At 72.7% G+C, this 19,687-nt stretch carries 18 protein-coding genes; 9 read left to right on the forward strand and 9 right to left on the reverse strand.

Annotated elements, in window-relative coordinates; translation table 11 throughout:
- Window positions 1–3: 3 nt before the first annotated feature.
- Genes CHC05_RS11445 through CHC05_RS11475 form a run of 7 tightly spaced genes read right to left on the reverse strand, consistent with a single transcriptional unit; the run spans window position 4 to window position 7,835 of the window.
- Window positions 4–1,131: an XdhC family protein gene (locus CHC05_RS11445; RefSeq protein ID WP_218824513.1), complete on the reverse strand. Its 1,128-nt coding sequence runs from the start codon at window positions 1,129–1,131 to the stop codon at window positions 4–6.
- Window positions 1,128–2,321: a vWA domain-containing protein gene (locus CHC05_RS11450; protein WP_089247729.1), complete on the reverse strand. Its 1,194-nt coding sequence runs from the start codon at window positions 2,319–2,321 to the stop codon at window positions 1,128–1,130. Before CHC05_RS11450 ends, CHC05_RS11445 begins: the two co-directional genes overlap by 4 nt.
- Entirely contained in the window at window positions 2,314–3,186 is an 873-nt protein-coding gene (locus CHC05_RS11455) for an AAA family ATPase (protein ID WP_089247731.1), read from the reverse strand. Before CHC05_RS11455 ends, CHC05_RS11450 begins: the two co-directional genes overlap by 8 nt.
- On the reverse strand, window positions 3,183–4,103 hold the full coding sequence (locus tag CHC05_RS11460; RefSeq protein WP_089247733.1) for an XdhC family protein: 921 nt from the start codon (window positions 4,101–4,103) through the stop codon (window positions 3,183–3,185). Before CHC05_RS11460 ends, CHC05_RS11455 begins: the two co-directional genes overlap by 4 nt.
- A complete protein-coding gene (locus tag CHC05_RS11465; protein WP_089247735.1) occupies window positions 4,100–6,475 on the reverse strand; it encodes an aerobic carbon-monoxide dehydrogenase large subunit in 2,376 nt (791 codons plus the stop codon). Before CHC05_RS11465 ends, CHC05_RS11460 begins: the two co-directional genes overlap by 4 nt.
- Window positions 6,472–6,954: a (2Fe-2S)-binding protein gene (locus tag CHC05_RS11470; protein WP_089247737.1), complete on the reverse strand. Its 483-nt coding sequence runs from the start codon at window positions 6,952–6,954 to the stop codon at window positions 6,472–6,474. The genes CHC05_RS11465 and CHC05_RS11470 overlap by 4 nt, the downstream gene beginning before the upstream one ends.
- 2 nt (window positions 6,955–6,956) lie before the next feature.
- Window positions 6,957–7,835, reverse strand: coding sequence for an FAD binding domain-containing protein (locus CHC05_RS11475; protein ID WP_089247739.1), 879 nt, complete (start codon window positions 7,833–7,835; stop codon window positions 6,957–6,959).
- Window positions 7,836–7,915: 80 nt separating this feature from the next.
- On the opposite strand from CHC05_RS11475, the gene CHC05_RS11480 reads away from it, so the two are divergent.
- From CHC05_RS11480 to CHC05_RS11520, 9 genes are all read left to right on the forward strand, one after another.
- Window positions 7,916–8,530, forward strand: coding sequence for a hypothetical protein (locus tag CHC05_RS11480; RefSeq protein ID WP_089247741.1), 615 nt, complete (start codon window positions 7,916–7,918; stop codon window positions 8,528–8,530).
- Window positions 8,531–8,657: 127 nt separating this feature from the next.
- Window positions 8,658–9,824 carry an App1 family protein phosphatidate phosphatase gene (locus tag CHC05_RS11485; RefSeq protein WP_089247743.1) on the forward strand — a complete coding sequence of 389 codons (1,167 nt, stop codon included), beginning with the start codon at window positions 8,658–8,660 and terminating at the stop codon, window positions 9,822–9,824.
- A 126-nt stretch (window positions 9,825–9,950) separates the two neighbouring features.
- Entirely contained in the window at window positions 9,951–10,439 is a 489-nt protein-coding gene (locus tag CHC05_RS11490; protein WP_089247745.1) for a (2Fe-2S)-binding protein, read from the forward strand.
- Window positions 10,436–11,419 (forward strand): FAD binding domain-containing protein, encoded by a 984-nt coding sequence (locus CHC05_RS11495; RefSeq protein ID WP_089247747.1) that lies wholly within the window; start codon window positions 10,436–10,438, stop codon window positions 11,417–11,419. The genes CHC05_RS11490 and CHC05_RS11495 overlap by 4 nt, the downstream gene beginning before the upstream one ends.
- Window positions 11,416–13,545 (forward strand): xanthine dehydrogenase family protein molybdopterin-binding subunit, encoded by a 2,130-nt coding sequence (locus tag CHC05_RS11500; RefSeq protein ID WP_089247749.1) that lies wholly within the window; start codon window positions 11,416–11,418, stop codon window positions 13,543–13,545. The genes CHC05_RS11495 and CHC05_RS11500 overlap by 4 nt, the downstream gene beginning before the upstream one ends.
- 49 nt (window positions 13,546–13,594) lie before the next feature.
- Window positions 13,595–14,131: a PadR family transcriptional regulator gene (locus CHC05_RS11505; protein ID WP_089247751.1), complete on the forward strand. Its 537-nt coding sequence runs from the start codon at window positions 13,595–13,597 to the stop codon at window positions 14,129–14,131.
- Window positions 14,128–14,829 (forward strand): ABC transporter ATP-binding protein, encoded by a 702-nt coding sequence (locus tag CHC05_RS11510; protein ID WP_089247753.1) that lies wholly within the window; start codon window positions 14,128–14,130, stop codon window positions 14,827–14,829. The genes CHC05_RS11505 and CHC05_RS11510 overlap by 4 nt, the downstream gene beginning before the upstream one ends.
- The gene (locus tag CHC05_RS11515) at window positions 14,826–16,262 is read left to right on the forward strand and encodes an FtsX-like permease family protein (protein ID WP_089247755.1); all 1,437 of its coding nucleotides are present in this window, start codon (window positions 14,826–14,828) and stop codon (window positions 16,260–16,262) included. The genes CHC05_RS11510 and CHC05_RS11515 overlap by 4 nt, the downstream gene beginning before the upstream one ends.
- A 12-nt stretch (window positions 16,263–16,274) precedes the next feature.
- The gene (locus CHC05_RS11520; RefSeq protein ID WP_089247757.1) at window positions 16,275–16,805 is read left to right on the forward strand and encodes a DUF6886 family protein; all 531 of its coding nucleotides are present in this window, start codon (window positions 16,275–16,277) and stop codon (window positions 16,803–16,805) included.
- Here CHC05_RS11520 and CHC05_RS11525 read toward each other — a convergent pair.
- Both CHC05_RS11525 and CHC05_RS11530 read right to left on the reverse strand, forming a co-directional pair.
- Window positions 16,787–18,280, reverse strand: a complete 1,494-nt coding sequence (locus CHC05_RS11525; protein WP_089247759.1) for a dihydrolipoyl dehydrogenase family protein — start codon at window positions 18,278–18,280, stop codon at window positions 16,787–16,789. The two genes, CHC05_RS11520 and CHC05_RS11525, sit on opposite strands and share 19 nt — an antisense overlap.
- A 51-nt stretch (window positions 18,281–18,331) precedes the next feature.
- Window positions 18,332–19,597 carry a multidrug effflux MFS transporter gene (locus CHC05_RS11530; protein WP_483860510.1) on the reverse strand — a complete coding sequence of 422 codons (1,266 nt, stop codon included), beginning with the start codon at window positions 19,595–19,597 and terminating at the stop codon, window positions 18,332–18,334.
- Between the last annotated feature and the right edge of the window lie 90 nt (window positions 19,598–19,687).

Genomic DNA, 19,687 nt, shown 5'->3' on the forward strand with positions numbered 1-19,687 from the left:
CAGTCAGCGTCGGTCGAGGTTCTCGTGGATGCTGCCGTCCAGAGTGGACAGCTTCTGCCCGCCACCGCCCCAGCGGTCGGCGATGATCTCGGCGGTGATGCTCACCGCGGTCTCCTCCGGCGTACGCGCGCCCAACGCCAGCCCGATCGGCGAGTGCAGCTTCTTGAGCTGCGCCTCCGGCACGCCCGCCGCGAGCAGGCCGGTCACCCGGTCGTCGTGGGTCCGCCGGGAGCCCATCGCACCGACGTAGGCGAACTCGCGCTCCAGCGCGAGCCGCAGCACCGGCAGGTCGAACTTCGGGTCGTGGGTCAGCACGCAGACCACGGTGCGACCGTCCACCCGCCCGGCCTCGATCTCGGCCGCGAGGTAGCGGTGCGGCCAGTCGACCACCACCTCGACACCGGGGAACCGGCGGTTGGTGGCGAACACCGGCCTGGCGTCGCAGACCGTCACCCGGTAGCCGAGGAACGCGCCCTGCCGGGCCAGCGCGGCCGCGAAGTCGATCGCGCCGAAGACCAGCATGCGCGGCGGGGGCGCGTACGACGCGACGAACACGGTCACCGAGTCGTCGAGCCGCTCGCCGTCGGGGCCGTAGCGCAGCGGCCCGGTCAGTCCGGAGGCGAGCATGCCCCGCACGTCCGAGGTCAGCGCCGCGTCGAAATGTTCCGAACCGAGGGAACCGTCGACCCGGTCGGGCCAGACCAGCACGCGCCGGCCCACCCGCCCCAACGGGTCGCTGATCACGGTGGCCACCGCGACCGGCGACTCCGCCTCGATCGCCGCAACCACCTCGCCGAGCTGCGGGAACGACTCCGGGTCGACGCGCTCGACGAAGATGTCGATGATGCCGCCGCAGGTCAGGCCGACGGAGAACGCGTCGTCGTCGCTGACCCCGTAGCGCTGCAGGTGCGGCTCGCCCGTCTCGATCGCGGTCAGGCCGAGCTCGTAGACGGCGGCCTCGACACAACCGCCGGAGACGCTGCCCACCGCGGTCTGGTCGGGCCCGACGAGCATGGTGGCACCGGGTGGCCGCGGGGCACTCTTCCAGGTGCCAACCACCGTGGCCATCCCCACCGGTCGACCGTCACGCCACCAGCGTGAGAGGTCGGCGAGCACGTCCCGCACGATCATCGCCCCCAGGTATCACTATGGTCGGTCCGGTTCCCCGCCGCCAGAGCCGCCAACAGTTCGTCGAGCGCGTCCAGTCGATGCGCGCTCACCACCGCGTCGCAATGCGGCCACGCGGCGGCCATTCCCCCCGTCAGCGGTCGGAACGCCGCGCTCTGCGTGCGCGGGTTCGCCCAAACCACCCGATAAGCCAATCGGGACAAGCGAATCATCTGGCGTTCCAGTTCCGTCGGTTCACCCGTGTCCCACCCATCGCTCAGGATGAGGACCACCGCACCACGGGCCATGCCCCGCGCGCCATAGTCGTCGATGAACGTCCGCAGCGCCGCTCCGATTCTCGTGCCGCCGGACCAGTCCGGTGCGGCGCGTCCGGCCCGTTCCAGGGCCACCGCAGGCGGCACCCGATGCAGCACACGGGTCAGTCGCGTGAGGCGGGTGGCGAAGGTGAAGACCTCCGCTCGTTGACCGTCGGCCGCGCAGTAGACGAGTTGCAGCAACGCCCGCGCGTAAGGCGCCATCGAGCCGGAGATGTCGCAGAGCACGACGAGTCGGCGCGGTTTGACGCGGGGCCGGCGTCGACTCAGCCGCACTGGATGGCCACCGGTCCGTCGCGCCGCACGCAAGCTCGACCGGAGGTCGACTGAGGGTCCACGCCGACCGACAACAGTGCGTCGGCTACGCCGTGGCGGGGTGGCGAGACGGAGCCGCCGCATGGCGACGGCGAGCTCCGCGAGCTCGTCGGGTGAGAGCTTCGCGAAGTCGCGACCACCGAGTCGTTCCGTCGCCGTCGCTATCACCGGATACGGGCTACGTGCCCCGTCGGTCGAAGGAGGCGAACCTGGTGACCGGTCGCCGATGCCTGGCTGCCCGCCGTCGGCGCGACCCGGCCGGGGCGGCACAGTGGAGTTGGACGACGTCGAGCCGCCCTCTCCCCCACGGTTCGGTGCGTCGTCGACCATGCCGCCGAAGACCAGGTCGAAGGCGCGGTCGAACGCCGGCCGGTCCGCCGGGTCGGCGAGCAGGGTGACGGCGGCGCACCAGTACAGCTCGCGGGTGGTCCGCGGGCGCACGAGCAGCACCGCGCGCGCGAACCGTTCGCTCCGGTCCGGCCCGACCGCCACGCCGGTGTCGTGCAGTAGCGCGCCGAACCGGGCCACCACGGCGGCCAGGTCGACAGTCGCCAGGTCAGCCATCGAAGAGCCCGCTGCCGCGTACCGTGGCCAGGTCCTCGTCGTATTTGACCACCGTGGAGAGGGTCTGCGTCGCGGCCGCCGGCGTCAGTGCCGACAGGCCCAGCACCCGCAGCGCCGTGGCCCAGTCGACCGCCTCGGCCACGCCGGGCGGCTTGTAGAGCTCGAGCCCGCGCAGCTTGTGCACCGCGGCGGCGACCTGGTCGGCCAGCGGATCGCCGATGCCGGGCACCCGCCGCCGAACGATCGCCGCCACGCGGGAAGCGGGCGGATAGCCGATCCAGTGGTAGAGGCAGCGGCGCTTGAGCGCGTCGTGCAGGTCGCGGGTGCGGTTGGAGGTGAGCACCACGATCGGCGGCAGCACCGCCCGCCGGGTGCCCAGCTCCGGAATCGTGACGGTGGCCTCGGCCAGCAGCTCCAGCAGGAACGCCTCGAACTCGTCGTCGGCCCGGTCGACCTCGTCGAGCAGCAGCACGGCCGGGCGCGGCCCGGGATGCTCCAGCGCGGTCAGCAGCGGGCGGCGCAGCAGGAACTCGGGCGTGAACAGGTCGGCCGAGGCCAGCGTCTCACCGGACGCCTCGGCCAGCCGGATCGCCAGCAGCTGCCGCGGGTAGTTCCACTCGTAGAGCGCCTCCGAGACGGTCAGCCCCTCGTAGCACTGGAGCCGCACCAGCGGCGTGTCCAGCGCGACGGCGAGCGCCTTGGCCGCCTCGGTCTTGCCGACGCCGGGCTCGCCCTCGAGCAGGATCGGCGCCGGCATCCCCGTGGCCAGGAACAGGGCCGTGGCGAGGGGCTCGTCCGCGAGGTAGCCGGTGCGGTCGAGCGCCGCCGTCAGCGCGCCGATGTCGGCGGGCAGGTCGCCGCTCATCCGCCCCACCGGGCGGGGTCGGCGGCGAACTTCTTGCGGCAGCCGGGCGCGCAGAAGTACCAGGTGCGGCCGGCGTGCTCATAGGACAACGCGCCAGGCTCGACGACGACCTCCATCTCGCAGATCGGGTCGATCGCGATCTCCGGCGGGGTCGGCACGGCCAGGCCGATCTGCAGCAAGGGCGCGCGGGGTGCCGGTGCCGGCCTCGGCAAACCGGTCCGGGCCGCGACCACCTCCGCCAGGATCGAGATGGCCACGTCGCCGGGAGTACGGGCGCCGAGGTCGAGCCCGGCCGGCGTCTTGACCCGCCCGGCTGGCACGCCCGACTCGGCGAGCACGGCCGCGCCCCGTTTCGGGGAGGCGACCAGCGCGATGTACGGCACCCCGGCGCTGACGGCCTCGGCCAGCAGGCCGGTCTCGTCGTGCCCGTGCGAGGCGACCACGACCGCGAGCGCGTCGGCCGGCACCGGCCCGGGGGCCGGCGCGATCCGCACCTCGTAGCCGGCCGCCGACCCGACCGAGACCAGGGCGCGCGCGATCGGGGTGTCTCCGTAGACCTGCAGCAGCGGCGCCGGCACGACCACCTCCAGGAACACGTCGATGGTGCCACCGGACAGGCAGGTGTTGTCGGTGACCACGAGACCGGGCAGGTCACGCGGCCCGGTCGAGTCGCCGCCCGGCGTGATCCGCAGCAGCGTCGACTCGCCGGCCGCGAGCTGGCGCAGGCTCTGGATCCGCACGGTCGACTCCGCGCAGGAGCCGCCGACGAAGCCCTCGATCGTGCCGTCGGCGTGGATGATCGCGCGGTCGCCCGGCTTCGCGGAGGTGGGCCGCTCGGCGCGGACCACGACCGCGAGGACGAACGGGCTGCGCGCCTGGCGCAGCTCGTTCGCCCTCTGCTCCGTCGTGGACGTCACGGGATCGCGAGGTCCGTCCGGATCGGCCGGCCGTTCAGGGCACCCCAGACCGCGGCCGGCGTGAGCGGCATGTCCGCGTGCCGCACGCCGTAGGGCTTGATGGCGTCCAGCACCGCGTTGACCACCGCGCACGGCGAGCCGACCGTGGCCGACTCACCGACGCCCTTGGCGCCGATCGGGTGGTGCGGCGACGGGGTGGTCGTCTCGCCCAGCTCCCACGACGGGCACTCCAGCGAGGTCGGCAGCAGGTAGTCCATGAAGGACGCCCCGAGGTGGTTGCCCTCCTCGTCGAACGCGATCACCTGCATGAGCGCCATGCCCACGCCGTCGGCGAGGCCGCCGTGCACCTGGCCCTCGACGATCATCGGGTTGATCCGCACGCCGCAGTCGTCGACCGCGATGAACCGCCGCACCTTGACCCCGCCGGTGCCCTTGTCGACGTCGACGACGCAGATGTACGCGCCGAACGGGTACGTCAGGTTCGGCGGGTTGTAGACGGTCGTCGCGTCGAGGTGCCCCTCGACGCCCTCGGGCAGCTCCAGGCTCGAGTGCGCCGCCAGGGCGATCTCCTGGATCGTCTTGCCCTGCTCCGGGTCACCCTTGACCTGCCAGCGGTTGCCCTCCCACTCGAGGTCGTCGGGCGAGACCTCCAGCATCGCCGAGGCGACGATCTTCGCCTTGTCGCGGATCTTGCGGGCCACCAGCGCCGTCGCGGCGCCGGACACCGGCGTCGACCGGGAGCCGTAGGTGCCGAGGCCGAACGGCGTCTGGTCGGTGTCGCCGTGCACGACCTCGATGTCGGCCGTGGGCAGTCCGAGCTCGTTGCCGACGATCTGGGCGAACGTCGTCTCGTGGCCCTGGCCCTGGGTCTTCACCGAGATCCGCAGCACCGCCTTGCCGGTCGGGTGGATCCGCAGCTCGGCGCCGTCCGCCATGCCGAGCCCGAGGATGTCCATGTGCTTGCGCGGGCCCGCACCCACCGCCTCGGTGAAGAACGCCACGCCGATGCCCATCAGCTCGCCGCGCTCGCGCTTCTCCGCCTGTTCCTTGCGCAGCTCGTCGTATCCCGCCATGTCCATGGCGAGCTGGAGGGCCTTCGGGTAGTCGCCCGAGTCGTACTCCCAGCCGGTCTTGGTCGTGTAGGGGAACTGCTCCGGCTGGATCAGGTTCTTCATCCGCAGCTCGGCGGGGTCGGCCTTGAGCTCGTAGGCGAGCACGTCGACCATCCGCTCGACCAGGTAGACCGCCTCGGTGATGCGGAACGAGCAGGCGTACGCGACACCGCCGGGCGCCTTGTTGGTGTAGACGCCGGTGACGGTGCAGTGCGCGGCCTGCAGGTCGTAGGAACCGGTGAACACGTGGAAGAAGCCGGCCGGGAACTTGGTCGGCTGCGCGGTCGCGTTGAACGCGCCGTGGTCGGCCAGCACCTTGACCCGCAGGCCCAGGATCTTGCCGTCCTTGGTCGCCGCGATCTCGCCACGCATGTGGTAGTCGCGGGCGAACGCCGTGCTCATCAGGTGCTCGGCGCGGTCCTCGACCCACTTGACCGGCTTGCCCGTCACGATCGAGCCGACGATCGACATCACGTAGCCGGGGTAGATGCCGACCTTGTTGCCGAAGCCGCCGCCGATGTCCGGCGAGATCACCCGGATCTTGTGCTCGGGCAGGCCGGCGACCAGCGCGTACACCGTGCGGTGGGCGTGCGGGGCCTGGCTCGTGGTGTAGAGCGTGAGCTTGCCGGTCACCGGGTCCATGTCGGCGACCGAGCCGCAGGTCTCCAGCGGCGCCGGGTGCACCCGCGGGTAGAGGATGTCCTCGGCGACGACCACCTCGGCGTTGGCGAACACCGCGTCGGTCTCGGCCTGGTCGCCCGACTCCCAGTCGAAGATGTGGTTGTCGGTCTGGCCTTCCTTGTCGTCGCGGATCACCGGCGCGTCCGCGGCCATCGCCTTCTTGGCGTCGGCGACGACCGGCAGCGGCTCGTAGTCGACCTCGATCAGCTCGACCGCGTCGCGCGCCGAGTAGTGGTCCTCGGCGATCACGAAGGCCACTTCCTGGCCCTGGTAGCGGACCTTGTCGGTGGCCAGCACCGCCTGCACGTCGTACGACAAGGTGGGCATCCAGGCCAGGCCCAGCCCCTTGAGCGTCTCGCCGGTGATCACCGCGAGCACCTTCGGGTGCGCCTCGGCGGCCGACGTGTCGATCGAGTTGATCTTGGCATGCGCGTACGGGCTCCGCAGCAGGGCGCCGTGCAGCATGCCGGGCAGCCGCACGTCGTCGACGTAGTTGCCCTTGCCCCGGACCAGCCGGACGTCTTCCTTGCGCAGCGTGCGGCCGAAACCGGTGTGCGGCCGCTCTTCGACGGTGGTCATGCCGTCACCTCCTCGGTGGAGGCTTCCTTCTCGGCGGCCCAGCGGACCGAGCGCACGATGTTCTCGTAGCCCGTGCACCGGCAGAGCTGACCGGAGATCGCCTCGCGGATCTCGGTCTCGGTCGGGTCGGGGTTGGCGTCGAGCAGCGCCCGCGAGGTCATCAGCATGCCCGGGGTGCAGAACCCGCACTGCAGCCCGTGGCACTCCATGAAGCCCTCCTGCACGGGGTCGAGCTTCCCGCCCTGCTCCAGCCCTTCGACCGTGCGCACGGAACGGCCGTCGGCCATCGCGGCGAACACCGTGCACGACTTGACCGGCTTGCCGTCGAGCCACACCACACATGTGCCGCAGTTGGACGTGTCGCAGCCCCAGTGCGTGCCGCGCAGCCCGGCCTTCTCCCGGATGAAGTGCACGAGCAGGAGGCGCGGCTCGACGTCGTGGGTCTCCGGCGTGCCGTTGATGTTGATCGTTACTTCCATCTTTATGCCTCCTGGCCTCGGGCGCGGGCCGCCGCCCGGAGCAGCGCCCGGGTGGTGAGCTCGGCGGCGAGGTGCCGCTTGTAGTCGACGGGACCGCGCTGGTCGGCGCTGGGGTTGCAGTGCTCGGCGGCGAGCTGGCCGGCCGCCCGGAAGGACTCCTCCGTGGCCGGTTGCCCGCGCAGCGCCGCCTCGGCCTCGGGCGCCGCGAAGTGCTCGGCGCCGACCGCGGTGAGCCCGATGCCGACGTCGCGCACGGTGTCGCCGTCGAGCCACACGGCCGCGCCGGCCGCGGCCACCGGGTAGTCGCCGACCCGGCGCTCGACCTTCTCGTAGGCGCTGCCGCCGCCGGGCCGGATCGCCACCCGCAGCTCGAGCATCAGCTCGTCGGGGGCGAGGACCGTCTCGTAGGGACCGACGTGCAGCTCGCGGACCCGCACCTGGCGGACACCGGCCGGGCCGCGCAGGGTGGCGACGCCGTCGAGCGCGGCGAACACGGCGGCGAGGTCCTCCGCCGGGTCGGCCTGGCACAGCGAGCCGCCGACGGTGCCGAAGTTGCGCACCACCGGGTCGGCGATCACCTTCTCGGCGTCGTGGAAGATCGGGAAATGCTCACCGGCGACGGCCGAGCCGAGCAGGTCGGCGTGCCGGGCCAGGGAGCCGATGACCAGGTCGTCACCGTCGACCCGGATCTGCGCCAGCTCGGCGCCCAGACCGTTGATGTCGACCAACGCGTCGGGCCGGGCGAGCCGGAGCTTCATCATGGGGATAAGGCTGTGACCACCGGCGACGACCCGGGCCTCGGGGCCCAGTTCGCCGAGCAACGCGATCGCGTGCTCGACACTCGTCGCCCGTTCATAGGTGAACGGAGCAGGGACTTGCATTAGCACCTCCGGGGTTCACTGCGGCGGGTTGTGGTGCGTTGCGGGCCGGACGACTGGGTGTCGCCGGTAGCCTTGGCGAGGTGACCGGACGCCGTCTCGCTGAGACCCGCCGTGCCTGGCACGGCGTGGCCGAGCTGTTGCTGGCGGGGCCGCAGTATCGCCACAGCGGCACCATCCGGCTGCGCGTGGTGCCTGGCGGCTTCGCGACCACCAAGACACCGTCGCTGCGGGTCGACGGTGCCGACCTCGTCGTGGGCGACCAACGGCTGGCCCTGCCGGGCAACACGCCCGCGGGGCTCGCGGCCGCGGCCGACATCGAGGCCGGGGTGCCCGACATCTACGACGACCATTCGGGCGTACGGGAGGACGAGGCGCTGGTCGTCGACGTGGCGATCGCGGCGTATCTGGGTGCGTGGTTCAACGAGGGCGAGCAGGCGCTGCGCCGGGCGGTGCCGAGCCAGATGCCGGTGCTGTGGCCGGAGCACTTCGACGTCTCGGTCACCGAGAACGAGGTCAACTACGGGGTCTCCCCCGGCGACAACTGGCACAACGAGCCGTATGCCTATGTCGGGCCGTGGACGGCGCGAACGGGCGAGTTCTGGAACGCGCCGTTCGGTGCGGCCCGGTCGATCGAGGAACTGCCGAACGCCGACGCGATCGTGGCGTTCTTCGAAGAGGGCCGCTCGCACCTCTGACGGGCGCGCGGAGACTTGCCGGCGGCAACCTTTGCCGTCGGGCCACGGTGGCGCCGTGCCCGCCATATATCAACTATCCCTCGCGTATGTTCTTGATCACTGCATTCTGCGGAAACCTTTGCCTCTGATGTGTCCCGGGGCCCCTGTCCGGAATTCCGGTCATGAGCCGTTCAAGATCCACCGCCGTCGCGCCGCGTTCAGGCGGTTGTGGCAGGCTGGGCGCGTGTCGCTGCCGCCCGCCGCCCCGGTCCTGCACCGGGCCGCCCGCGCCGAAGACGCCGTTCGCGGCATGCTCGAACGTCGCATGCGCCGTCGGGGGTGGCGGGCGACGATCGTGCCGTACACCGGCTACGGCGCGCCCGGCTGGGTGCGGGTGATGGGCCGGGTGCTGCTCAGCCGCCCCGGGCCGGGCGACACACCGCCACCCGGTCCGGAGCCGACGGCCGCGGCGAACGGCAAGAAAGCCAAGATCGTGCGGGGCTGGCGCAGCTTCGCCACCGTGGCCGTCAACGCCGCCGAGGTGGAGATCGAGGCCGGTGACCAGCGCCGGGTGCTGCGCACCGACCGGGGTGGCTTCATCGACGCGCGGGTCGAGGTCGACCTCCCGCCCGGCTGGCAGACCGTGCTGATCAGCACCGCGGGCGCCAAGCCGGTCCAGGTGCCGGTGCGGATCGTCGACCCGGCGGTGACCTTCGGAATCGTCTCCGACATCGACGACACCGTGATGGTCACGGCGCTGCCCCGCCCCCTGCTCGCCGCGTGGAACACCTTCGTGCTCGACGAGCACGCCCGGGCCGCGGTGCCCGGCATGGCGGTCCTCTACGAACGGCTGGTCACCGCCCACCCGGGCGCACCGGTGCTCTACCTGTCGACCGGCGCCTGGAACGTCGCACCGACCCTGACCCGGTTCCTGTCGCGGCACCTCTACCCGGCCGGCCCGCTGCTGCTCACCGACTGGGGTCCGCAGACGGACCGCTGGTTCCGCAGCGGCCAGGAGCACAAGCGGGCCAGCCTGCGCCGGCTGGCGGCCGAGTTCCCGACCGTCAAGTGGCTGCTGATCGGCGACGACGGCCAACACGACCCGGAGATCTACGCGGAGTTCGTCCGCGAGCACCCGGACAACGTCGCCGCGGTCGCCATCCGCCGGCTGTCACCGACCCAGGCGGTGCTGGCCGGTGCCCTGCCAATCCACGACAACAGCCCTCGCTCCCGCGGCACCGGCGCCCAGCGCTGGCTCTGGGCACCGGACGGCGCGGGCCTCTCCCGCCTCATGCGTGAGGCCGGCCTGCTCTAGAACCGCGTGCCGCTCCAGCCCCGGCCCTCGTGGTTGCCCATCCGGCAAAGCTTCTCGAAGCGCCACCCGCGCTCGGGCGCGCCGGTAACGTCGCCCGAAAGCGGCCGCCGGCCACGAGGAGCCTTCATGTCTTCGGCAACCACCGCCCGCTCGACGCAGGTCACCGTCGAACTGCGGGTCAACGGACGCACGTATCCCGTCCGTCTGGACAGCACCACCACCCTGCTCGACGCCCTGCGCGACGACCTGCACCTGACGGGCACCAAGAAGGGCTGCGATCAGGGTGCCTGCGGCGCGTGCACCGTGTTGCGCGACGGCAAGCGGATCGTCTCGTGCCTGACGCTCGCCGCCCAGTGCGACGGCAGCGAGATCACCACCATCGAGGGCATCTCCGAGGACGGTCACCCGCACCCACTGCAGGAAGCGTTCGTCCGGCACGACGCGCTCCAGTGCGGCTACTGCACGACCGGCCAGGTGATGTCGGCGGTCGCGCTGCTCCGCGAGGGCCGGGCCGGCAGTGACGACGAGATCCGCGAGTTCATGAGCGGCAACCTGTGCCGCTGCGCGGCCTACCCCAACATCGTCGCCGCGATCCGCGAGGTGGCGGAGTCATGAGCGACATCGGGTACGTGCGCGCGGCCGACCAGGGCAGCGCGCTGGCGCTGGTGGCCGAGGACCCCGACGCCGTCTTCCTCGCCGGTGGCACCACGGAGCTGGACCTGGCGCTCAAGGACCAGGTCGTGCACCCGAGCCGGTTCGTCGACATCGGACGGCTGCCGTTGCGCGGCGTCACCCGCGACGGCGACCGGCTGCGGGTCGCCGCCCTGACGACGATGGAGGAGCTGGCCGCCGACCCGACCGTGCGGGACCGCCTGCCCTTCGTCCGCGAGGCCCTGCTGCTCGGCGCCTCCACCCAGCTGCGCAACATGGCCACCATCGGCGGCAACCTGTTGCAACGCACCAGGTGCCGCTACTTCCGGGACCCCGAGGTGGGCGCCTGCAACAAACGCGAGCCCGGGTCGGGCTGCGCCGCGATCAAGGGCGTCGCCCGGATGCACGCGATCCTCGGTGCCGGGCCTACCTGCATCGCGCTGCACGCCTCGGACCTGTGCGTGCCACTGGTGGCGATGGACGCGGAGGTCGAGCTCCTCGACGCCGACGGCACCCGGACGGTCCCGTTGACCCAGTTCTACCGGACCCCGGGCGACCGGCCCGACGTCGAGAACGTCCTGCGGCACGGTGAGTTGGTCACCCACGTCCAGGTGCCGCTGCTGCCCGCCGGTGCCCGCTCCGGCTACCTCAAGGTGCGCGACCGCACGTCGTACGAGTTCGCCACCACCTCGGCCGGCGCCGCGATCACGGTCGAGGACGGCACGATCACCTGGGCCAGGCTCGGGCTGGGCGGGGTCGGCACCGTGCCGTGGCGGGCCTGGGAGGCCGAGTCGGTGCTGGTCGGCGCACCCGCCAACGAGCGCACGTTCCGCGCCGCGGCCGAGGCGGCCATTCGCGACCCGTTCACCGTGCCGGGCACCGCCTTCAAGGTCGAGCTGGCCAAGCGCACGATCGTACGAATCCTGCGGACGGTGACCTCATGACCGCGACCCTGGCCAAGGAGAACGTGATCGGCCGGCCGATCGACCGGATCGACGGGCGGCGCAAGGTGGCCGGCGCGGCGCCGTACCCGTCCGACTTCGACCTGCCCGGCCAGGTCCACGCCGCCCTGATCTCGTCGACGGTCGCGGCGGGACGGATCACCCGGATCGACCGCAGCCGGGCCGAGGCGGCGCCGGGCGTGCTGACGGTGCTCACCCACGACAACGCGCCGGCGCTGGTCGACCCGCCGCAGAACGCGCTGGGCTCGACCATGCGGCGGCCGCTGCGCGACGACCGGATCCTGCACTACGGGCAGCACATCGGCATCGTCGTGGCCAACACCCGCGCGGAGGCACTCGCCGCGGCGAAGCTGGTCGAGATCGAGTACGCCGAGGAGGACCCGGTGCTCGACCTGGACGACCCGCGGGCCGCCGTCGAGGACAACCCGTTCGGCATGGCGAGCAGCCGCGGCGACGTGCCGGCCGCGCTCGCCGCCGCCGACGTCACGGTGGACGGGACGTACACGATCGGTGCCGAGGCCAACAGCCCGATGGGCCTGTTCACCACCGTCGCCAGTTGGCAGGGCGGCCGGCTGGTGGTGCACGACACCACCCAGGCGCCGTCATTCCTGCGCATCGCGCTGTCGGTGATGTTCGAGGTGCCGGAGGAGAACGTCCGGGTGCTGATCCCGTTCCTCGGCGGTGGGTTCGGCGCCGGCCTGCGGCTGTGGAGCCACACGGTGCTGACCACGCTGGCCGCCCGGGTGCTGGACCGCCCGGTCAAGCTCGTGCTGAGCCGGCCGCAGATGTTCCACTCGGTCGGTCACCGGGCCGCCAGCCGCCAACGCGTCCAGCTCGGCGCGGACCGCGACGGCCGGCTGACCGCGCTCGACCACGACGCGATCGCCGCGAACGGCATGGGCGACAACCTGCCCTCGCCGATCGTGGCCGTCACACCGGCCACGTACGCCTGCGCCAACGTCGCCACGCACGAGCGGCGGGCGCACCTGAACATCCCGTACACGGGGTTCATGCGGGCACCCGGCGCGGTCGAGGCACACTTCGCGATCGAGTCGGCGCTCGACGAGCTGGCCGACCAGACGGGTGTCGACCCGGTCGAGCTGCGGCTGCGCAACTACGCCGAGGTGCACCCGGAGTCGGGCAAGCCCTGGTCCAGCAAGGCCCTTCGCGAGTGCCTGGAGGTCGGCGCCCAGCGGTTCGGCTGGGCCGGCCGCGACCCGGCGCCGCGCTCGACGCACGACGGCGACCAACTCGTCGGCCAGGGGATGGCCGGGGCGAGCTTCGAGTTCTACGCGCTGCCCTGCACGGTCCGGCTCGCCGTCGACCGCCGCGGCAACGCGACCGTGCGCACCGCCGGCACGGACATCGGCACCGGGACCTACACGATCACCGCCCAGATCACCGCCGAGCTGCTCGGTATCGACGTCGAGAACGTCCGCGTGGTGATCGGCGACACCGACCAGCCGCCGGCGCCCCAGTCGGGCGGCTCCGGTCTGGCCGGCGCGCTGGCCGCGGCGATCCAGAACGCCGCGGGTGAGCTGGCCGAGCAACTGGCCAGGTTGGACGGCCGCCCGGGCGAGTCGTTCGCCTCGCTGCTCGACCGGCACGGCCTCGACGAGCTCGCGGTGACCGGCTACTCCGACCTGGCCGGCGCGGCCACGCACAGCGACGTGGCTCCGGCTGGCGCGTTCGCGGCCGCGTACGCCGAGGTGGGTGTCGACGAGGAGCTCGGGGTCGTCCGGGTCCGCCGGCTGGTCTCCGTGATCGACGGCGGCCGGGTGTTCAACGCCAAGACCGCCCGCAGCCAGGCGATCGGCGGTGCTGTGATGGGCATCGGCATGGCCCTGCTGGAGGAGCTCGCCTACGACCCGAACTCCGGCCGGGTCGCCAACGGCACGTTCGGCGACTACCTGGTGCCGGTCAACCTGGACGTGCCCGACCTGGACATCACGTTCGTCGGCGAGCCGGACACGTTCAACCCGACCGGCGGCAAGGGCCTCGGCGAGATCGGCATCGTCAGCATCGCGCCGGCGATCGCCAACGCGGTGCACCATGCCACCGGTCGGCGCATCCGTGACCTTCCGATCACTTTGGACAAGATGCTCTAACCGGGCATTGGCTTGACGCCCACTATTCGCTCGATGAATAGTGGGCGTCATGTCGACCGCGCATGTGCTGCTGGGGCTGCTGGCCGGCGGTCCCATGCACGGCTACGAGCTCAAGCGGTCGCACGACCAGCGCCTGCCGCAGGCCAAGCCGGTGGCTTTCGGCCAGGTCTACGCCACGATCGGTCGCCTGCAACGCGACGGCCTGGTGACCACTGCCGGGCACGACCAGGAGGGCGGACCCGAGCGCACCAGCTTCGAGATCACCGAAGCCGGACGCAAGCGGCTCGACGACTGGCTGGGCGAGACCGAGCCACCGGCGCCCTATGTCACCAGCACGCTGTTCGCCAAGGTCGCCGTCGCCGTGCTGGTCAGCGGCGCCGACCGGGCCCGCGACTACCTGGTGGCGCAGCGGGCGGCGCACATGGAGCGGCTGCGGGCGCTCACCGCGGTCAAGACCGACCCGGCCAGCTCGCTCGGCGAAGTGGTCGCCGCCGACTACGCGATTCTCCACCTCGACGCCGACCTGCGCTGGGTCTCCAACACCCTCGAGCGCGTCGCCGACCTGCATCGGGAGGTGCACCCATGACGATCCTGCGTGCCCGGGGCGTGGTGAAGTCCTACGGGCGGACGGCGGCCCTGCGCGGCGTCACCATCGACGTCGCCGAGGGCGAGATCCTCGCCGTCACCGGGCCTAGCGGCTGCGGCAAGTCGACGCTGCTGCACTGCCTGGCCGGCATCCTGCGGCCGGACGCCGGCGAGGTGACCTACGGCGGGCACCGGCTCGACACCTGGTCGGAGCGGATGCGGTCGCGCCTGCGCCGCACCGAGTTCGGCGTCCTGTTCCAGTTCGGCCAGTTGGTGGCCGAGCTGACCGCGGCGGAGAACGTGGCACTGCCGCTGCTGCTCGCCGGCACGGGGCGGCGAGAGGCGCGGACCGCCGCGGAGGGGTGGCTCGACCGGCTGGGCGTCGCCGACGTCGCCGACGCCCGGCCGGGCGAGATGTCCGGCGGCCAGCAGCAGCGCTGCGCGGTCGCCCGGGCGCTGGTCACCGAGCCGCGGGTGCTGTTCGCCGACGAGCCCACCGGCGCGCTCGACTCGCGCACCAGCGAGGCGCTGCTCGGCGAGCTCGTCCGGCTGGCCCGGGAGCAACGCACGACCGTGCTGCTCGTGACGCACGACGTGCAGGTCGCCGCGTACGCGGACCGCGAGGTTTCGCTGCGCGACGGTGTCGTCGACGCGAGCGGGCTCGGCCTGACAGCGGCGCAGGGCAGGCACGGGCGATGAAGCCGGGGACCCTGCTGCGGCTCGCCCTGGCCGGCAGCCGCACCGACGGCGTGCGGGTGGCGCTCACCGGGTTCAGCGCGCTGCTGGCCACCCTGGCCATCCTGTCGGCCCTCACGGTCATCGCGATTCCCGAGCTGGGCGCGTACGAGCACAACCAGCGCTACCGCAACGCCCTGCTGGACGAGCCCGGCCTGCGCGCCGGCACCGTCTTCACGCTGCTGCTGTTGACCGTCCCGATCCTCGCGCTGGCCGGGCAGTGCGCACGCCTCGGCGCACCGGCCCGCGACCGCCGGCTGGCCGCGCTACGCCTCGCGGGCGCCACGCCCGGCCAGGCGACACTGGTGGCGGTGGCCGAGACCGGCGTGGCCGCGGTGCTCGGCGTCGCCGCCGGGCTGGGCGTCTTCTTCGCGGCCCGCCCGCTGCTCGACCGGCCGGGTCCCGACGGCCTGCGCGCCCTGCCGACGGACGTGCTGCCCGAGCCGTGGCAGATCGCGGTCACCGCCGTGGCACTCCCGCTGGTCGCCGCGCTCGCCGCCGCCCTGCTGCTGCGCCGGGTCGTGATCGGCCCGCTCGGCGTGGTGCGCCGGGTCCGGCGCCAGCGGGCCCCACTCCCCTGGCCGGGCGTGCTGATCGTGCTCGGCCTGGTCAGCTTCGGCAGCATCGCCCCGGTGCTGGAGTGGTTCTTCGAACGCGGGCGGTCCGCGCCGAACTGGCTGATCACCACGCTGGGCGCCGGTGGGACCCTCGCCGCGACGCTCGGCGTCATCCTGGGCACCGGCTGGATCTCGTACGCCGCCGGCCGCCTCCTGCACCGGTTCGCGCGGTGGCCCTCGGCCCTGCTCGCCGCGCGCCGCCTGACCAGCGACCCGTGGCACGGCGCACGCACGTTCGCCGCCCTGCTCGCCTGCGTCTTCGTGGGTGCTGGCGCGGCCGAGATGCGGAGCTACTTCCGGATCATGCGCGGCCTCGAGCTCGCCTCGGCGCGGGACGGCAACTACGGCGTGGGTCCGGGCGACGGGTTCTATCTCGACACCATGAACCTGGTCGACCTCGCGATCGTGGTCGCCGTGGTGATCGCCGCGGCCGGGCTGGTCGTAGCGGTCGGCGAAGGGATCGTCGCGCGCCGGCAGGCGTACGCCGCGGTGGTCGCCTCCGGTGTGCCGCGGTCGGTGCTCGCGCGCTCGATCCTCTGGCACTCGCTGGTCCCGATCGTCCCGTCGGTCCTGCTCGCGCTCGTCGTCGGCACGTCGTTGATCGCTCCGGTGACGGGCTCCGAGGTGAGCAACTACGGTGGCTCCGCGCCGTTCGTCCACGCCTACGACACCCTCGCCGCCTACGGCCTCCTGGCGGTCGGCGCGGTGGTGGTGACGGTCGGCATCGGGCTGCTGTTCCTGCGCAGCAGCACGGCGGTGGAGGAACTGCGCACCGGTTGAGAGACTGGCCGGATGCGCCCGGCCGACGACGAGGTCCTGCACTTCTCCGAAGACCCCGCGATCACCCTGTTCGTGCCGCACGTGGCTGCGACGGCCGCGGAGACCGAGGCGTACGTCTGGGCGGTCGGCCACGACCGCGCGCCCGACTACTGGTTCCCGCGCGACACACCCCGGGCGATGGCCTGGGTGTGGCCGGACACCACGCCGGAGGACCGCGACCGGATCATCGGCGCGGGCTCCGGCGACCGGGTACACGCCGTCGAATACCGCGCCCTGGAGCAGATGCGCGCCGTGACGCTCTACGGCTACCGCCTGCCGGCCGCGCCGTTCCACCCGATCAGCGCGGACGGGCACGCGCTGGTGGCGACCGAGCCCGTCGAGCCGCTGGGGCCGCCGGAGCCGGTCGGCGACCTGTTCGCGCTGCACGAGGCCGCCGGCATCCAGCTGCGCGTGCTGCCCAACCTGTGGCCGTTCTGGGACGAGGTCGTCGGCAGCACGCTGGGCTTCAGCGGCATCCGGCTGCGCTACGCCGCCGCGCGCTGAGCCCGGAGCTGTTCCAGCAGGTAGAGCCAGATCTCGCTGATCGTCGGGAAGCTGGCCACCGCGTGCCGCAGCGCGGGCACCGGCACCTTGCCGGTCACCGCGACGGTCGCCGCGTGCAGCAGCTCGCTGACCCCTGGCCCGACGAAGGTGGCACCGACGAGCGTGTCGCGGGCGTTGTCGACGACCAGCTTCGCCCGGCCGACGTAGTGCTCGCGGGCCAACCGGGCGCCGTCGATGCCGGCGAAGTCGCGCTCGACCACCTCGACCGGGATCTCCCGGTCCAGCGCCTCGGCCTCGGTCAGACCCACGGAGGCGACCTCGGGATCGCAGAAGACGACCTGCGGCGCGCCGTCCCGGTCGGCCAGGTCCGTGTACGGGTTGTACGGCCGCTCGTCCAGCGGTCGCCCGGCGGCCCGCGCGGCGATCACCTCTCCGGCGACCCGCGCGTGGTACTTGCCCATGTGCGTCAGCAGCGCCCGGCCGGTCAGGTCGCCGAGCACGTAGAGCCAGTCGGTGCCCGGCACCGTCAGATGGTCGTCCACCTCGACGAAGCCGCGGTCCGTGGTCTCGACGCCGACCGTCTCCAGCCCGATGTCCCGGCTGTTCGGCACGCGGCCGGTCGCGACCAGCACCTCGTCCGCGACGATCCGCTCGCCGTCGCCGACGGTCACGGTGACCTCGCCACCGTGCCGGCGCCCGATGCCCCGGTCGTCCACCCGCTCGCGGCTGACTTCCCGGACCGGGGTTCCGGTCCGGACCGAGATGCCGTCGGCCTCGAAGGCGGCCAGCACGAGCTCGCCGACGAACGGCTCCTTCATGCCCAGCAGCCGCTCGCCGGGGAAGACCAGCGTCAGCTCCTCGACGCCGAGCCCGCGCAGCCAGGTCGCCGCCTCGCAGGCCACCACGCCGCCGCCGATCACGACGACCCGGCGGGGCACCTCGTGCATGTTGGTCACGTCCCGGGACCGCCACGGCCTGGCGTCGGCCAGCCCGGGGATCGGCGGCACCGCCGCGTCCGTGCCGGGTGACAGCACGACCGCCCGGCGCGCGGTGATCTCCCGGGTCCGCCCGTCGTCGCTGACCTCGACCGTGCGGGGGCCGGCGAGCCGCCCGCGGCCCCTGATCACGTCGACGTCGTTGCGCAGCATGAGGTCGACGGAGGAGGTGTCGTCATGGTGGTAGGTGATCTCGTCGCGGCGCGCCAGGACGGCCGCGGCGTCGACCCGGCGACCGTTGACGAGCTGCCGCACGCCCGGGGTGTCGATCGCGAGGTTGCGCAGCTGCACCGGCAGCAGCATCGCCTTGCTCGGCATGCACGCCCAGTACAGGCACTCGCCGCCCACCTTGTCCTGCTCGACCAGCGCGACCGAGAGCCCGGCCTGGCTGCTGTAGAGCGAGATCGTCTCGCCGGGCGGCGCACCGCCGACGACGATGACGTCCCATTCCGAACGGGCGGGATTGACGGATCCGGCCATCCACCCAGCCAAACACGCTCGCGGTGGGCTACTGGCCGGTAATGGCAGAACTCAGGCGACCGCCGGCTCGGGGATCGCGGCGGGGGTGAGCTCCGGGTCGGTCATCCGGTGCGGGCGGGCGACCAGGACCAGGGCGAGCGTCGAGGCGACCATGCCGCCCGCCACCACGGTGGCCATCGCGAGGCCGTCGTTGCCGAGCACGCCGACCAGCGGCGCGGCGACCGCACCCGTGCCGAACTGAACCGCTCCCAGCAGCGCGGCCGCGGTGCCGGCGGCCTCGCCGTGCCGGGTCATCGCGACCGCCGCCGAGTTCGGCATGGCCAGGCCGCCCGAGAACAGCACCAGCCAGAGCGCCGCGAGCAGCGTGGCCAGGCCGCCGAAGCCGGTCGCGGCGAAGACGATCAGCAGGGCGCCAGCTGCGGTGCCCAAGGTCAGCGCGCCGACCAGCACGCGCTGCGGGGTCCAGCGGCGCAGCAGGCGGACGTTGAGCTGGGTGGCCGTGATCAGGCCGACCGCGCCGGCGCCGAACGCGATGCCGAACTGCCGCTCGTCCAGGCCGTACTGGTCCTGGAAGACGAAGCTCGAACCCGCCACGTAGGCGAACAAGGCCGCCATCGCGAACCCGGCGACCAGCACCATACCGACGAACACCCGGTCGCGCGCCAGCTCGCCGTAGGTGCGCACGGTGTCGGCCATCCCGCCCCGGCGGCGGCGCTCCGGCGGCAGCGTCTCGCGCAGCGCGAGCAGCGCCGTCAGCGTGAGCAGCACGCCGAAGCCGGCGAGCACGACGAAGACACCGCGCCAGTTGGTCGCCTCCAGCACCGCGCTGCCCAGGGTCGGCGCCAGGATCGGCGCGAGCCCCATGACCAGCATCAGCCGCGAGAACAGCCGGGCGAAGGCGCTGCCGCTGAACAGGTCGCGGACCACGGCCATCGCGACGACGGAGGTGGCCGCGACGCCGAGCCCCTGCACCACCCGCAGGGTGCCGAGCACGGCGATCGAGGGCGCGACGACGCACAGCACCGAGGCCACCACGTGCAGCGCGAGACCGGCCAGCAGCGGCCGGCGGCGCCCGAGGGCGTCGGCGAGCGGGCCGATCACCAACTGGCCGAGCGCCAGCCCGGCCAGCGTGCCGGTCAGCGTGAGCTGGACGGCGGTCGAGGTGGTGCCCAGATCGTCGGTGATCGACGGCAGGGCCGGCAGGTACATGTCGATCGTCAGTGGACCGATCGCGATCAGGGAGCCGAGCACGACGACGAGACGGACACGTTGCCGGAGGCTCATCAGCTCACCGGGGAGCACAGGCGGGTCGATCACACTGCCTGCAAATCCGCCGGGCGGCGGCCCATTCCCGGCAAGGATGGTGTTTCAGCTCACAGGTCCCTTTCAGCGCACCCGGGAAAGAAA

This window comes from Asanoa hainanensis (assembly GCF_900188485.1).
In the GTDB taxonomy this organism is placed as follows: Bacteria; Actinomycetota; Actinomycetes; order Mycobacteriales; family Micromonosporaceae; genus Asanoa; species Asanoa hainanensis.

Coding starts and splice junctions, on each gene's coding strand:
- CHC05_RS11505 (WP_089247751.1), top strand. CDS start 13,595: ATGTCGACCGCGCATGTGCTGCTGGGGCTGCTGGCCGGCGGTCCCATG.
- CHC05_RS11500 (WP_089247749.1), top strand. CDS start 11,416: ATGACCGCGACCCTGGCCAAGGAGAACGTGATCGGCCGGCCGATCGAC.
- CHC05_RS11485 (WP_089247743.1), top strand. CDS start 8,658: ATGTGTCCCGGGGCCCCTGTCCGGAATTCCGGTCATGAGCCGTTCAAG.
- CHC05_RS11465 (WP_089247735.1), bottom strand. CDS start 6,475: ATGACCACCGTCGAAGAGCGGCCGCACACCGGTTTCGGCCGCACGCTG.
- CHC05_RS11450 (WP_089247729.1), bottom strand. CDS start 2,321: ATGGCTGACCTGGCGACTGTCGACCTGGCCGCCGTGGTGGCCCGGTTC.
- CHC05_RS11490 (WP_089247745.1), top strand. CDS start 9,951: ATGTCTTCGGCAACCACCGCCCGCTCGACGCAGGTCACCGTCGAACTG.
- CHC05_RS11510 (WP_089247753.1), top strand. CDS start 14,128: ATGACGATCCTGCGTGCCCGGGGCGTGGTGAAGTCCTACGGGCGGACG.
- CHC05_RS11495 (WP_089247747.1), top strand. CDS start 10,436: ATGAGCGACATCGGGTACGTGCGCGCGGCCGACCAGGGCAGCGCGCTG.
- CHC05_RS11475 (WP_089247739.1), bottom strand. CDS start 7,835: ATGCAAGTCCCTGCTCCGTTCACCTATGAACGGGCGACGAGTGTCGAG.
- CHC05_RS11520 (WP_089247757.1), top strand. CDS start 16,275: ATGCGCCCGGCCGACGACGAGGTCCTGCACTTCTCCGAAGACCCCGCG.
- CHC05_RS11470 (WP_089247737.1), bottom strand. CDS start 6,954: ATGGAAGTAACGATCAACATCAACGGCACGCCGGAGACCCACGACGTC.
- CHC05_RS11515 (WP_089247755.1), top strand. CDS start 14,826: ATGAAGCCGGGGACCCTGCTGCGGCTCGCCCTGGCCGGCAGCCGCACC.
- CHC05_RS11445 (WP_218824513.1), bottom strand. CDS start 1,131: ATGATCGTGCGGGACGTGCTCGCCGACCTCTCACGCTGGTGGCGTGAC.
- CHC05_RS11525 (WP_089247759.1), bottom strand. CDS start 18,280: ATGGCCGGATCCGTCAATCCCGCCCGTTCGGAATGGGACGTCATCGTC.
- CHC05_RS11455 (WP_089247731.1), bottom strand. CDS start 3,186: ATGAGCGGCGACCTGCCCGCCGACATCGGCGCGCTGACGGCGGCGCTC.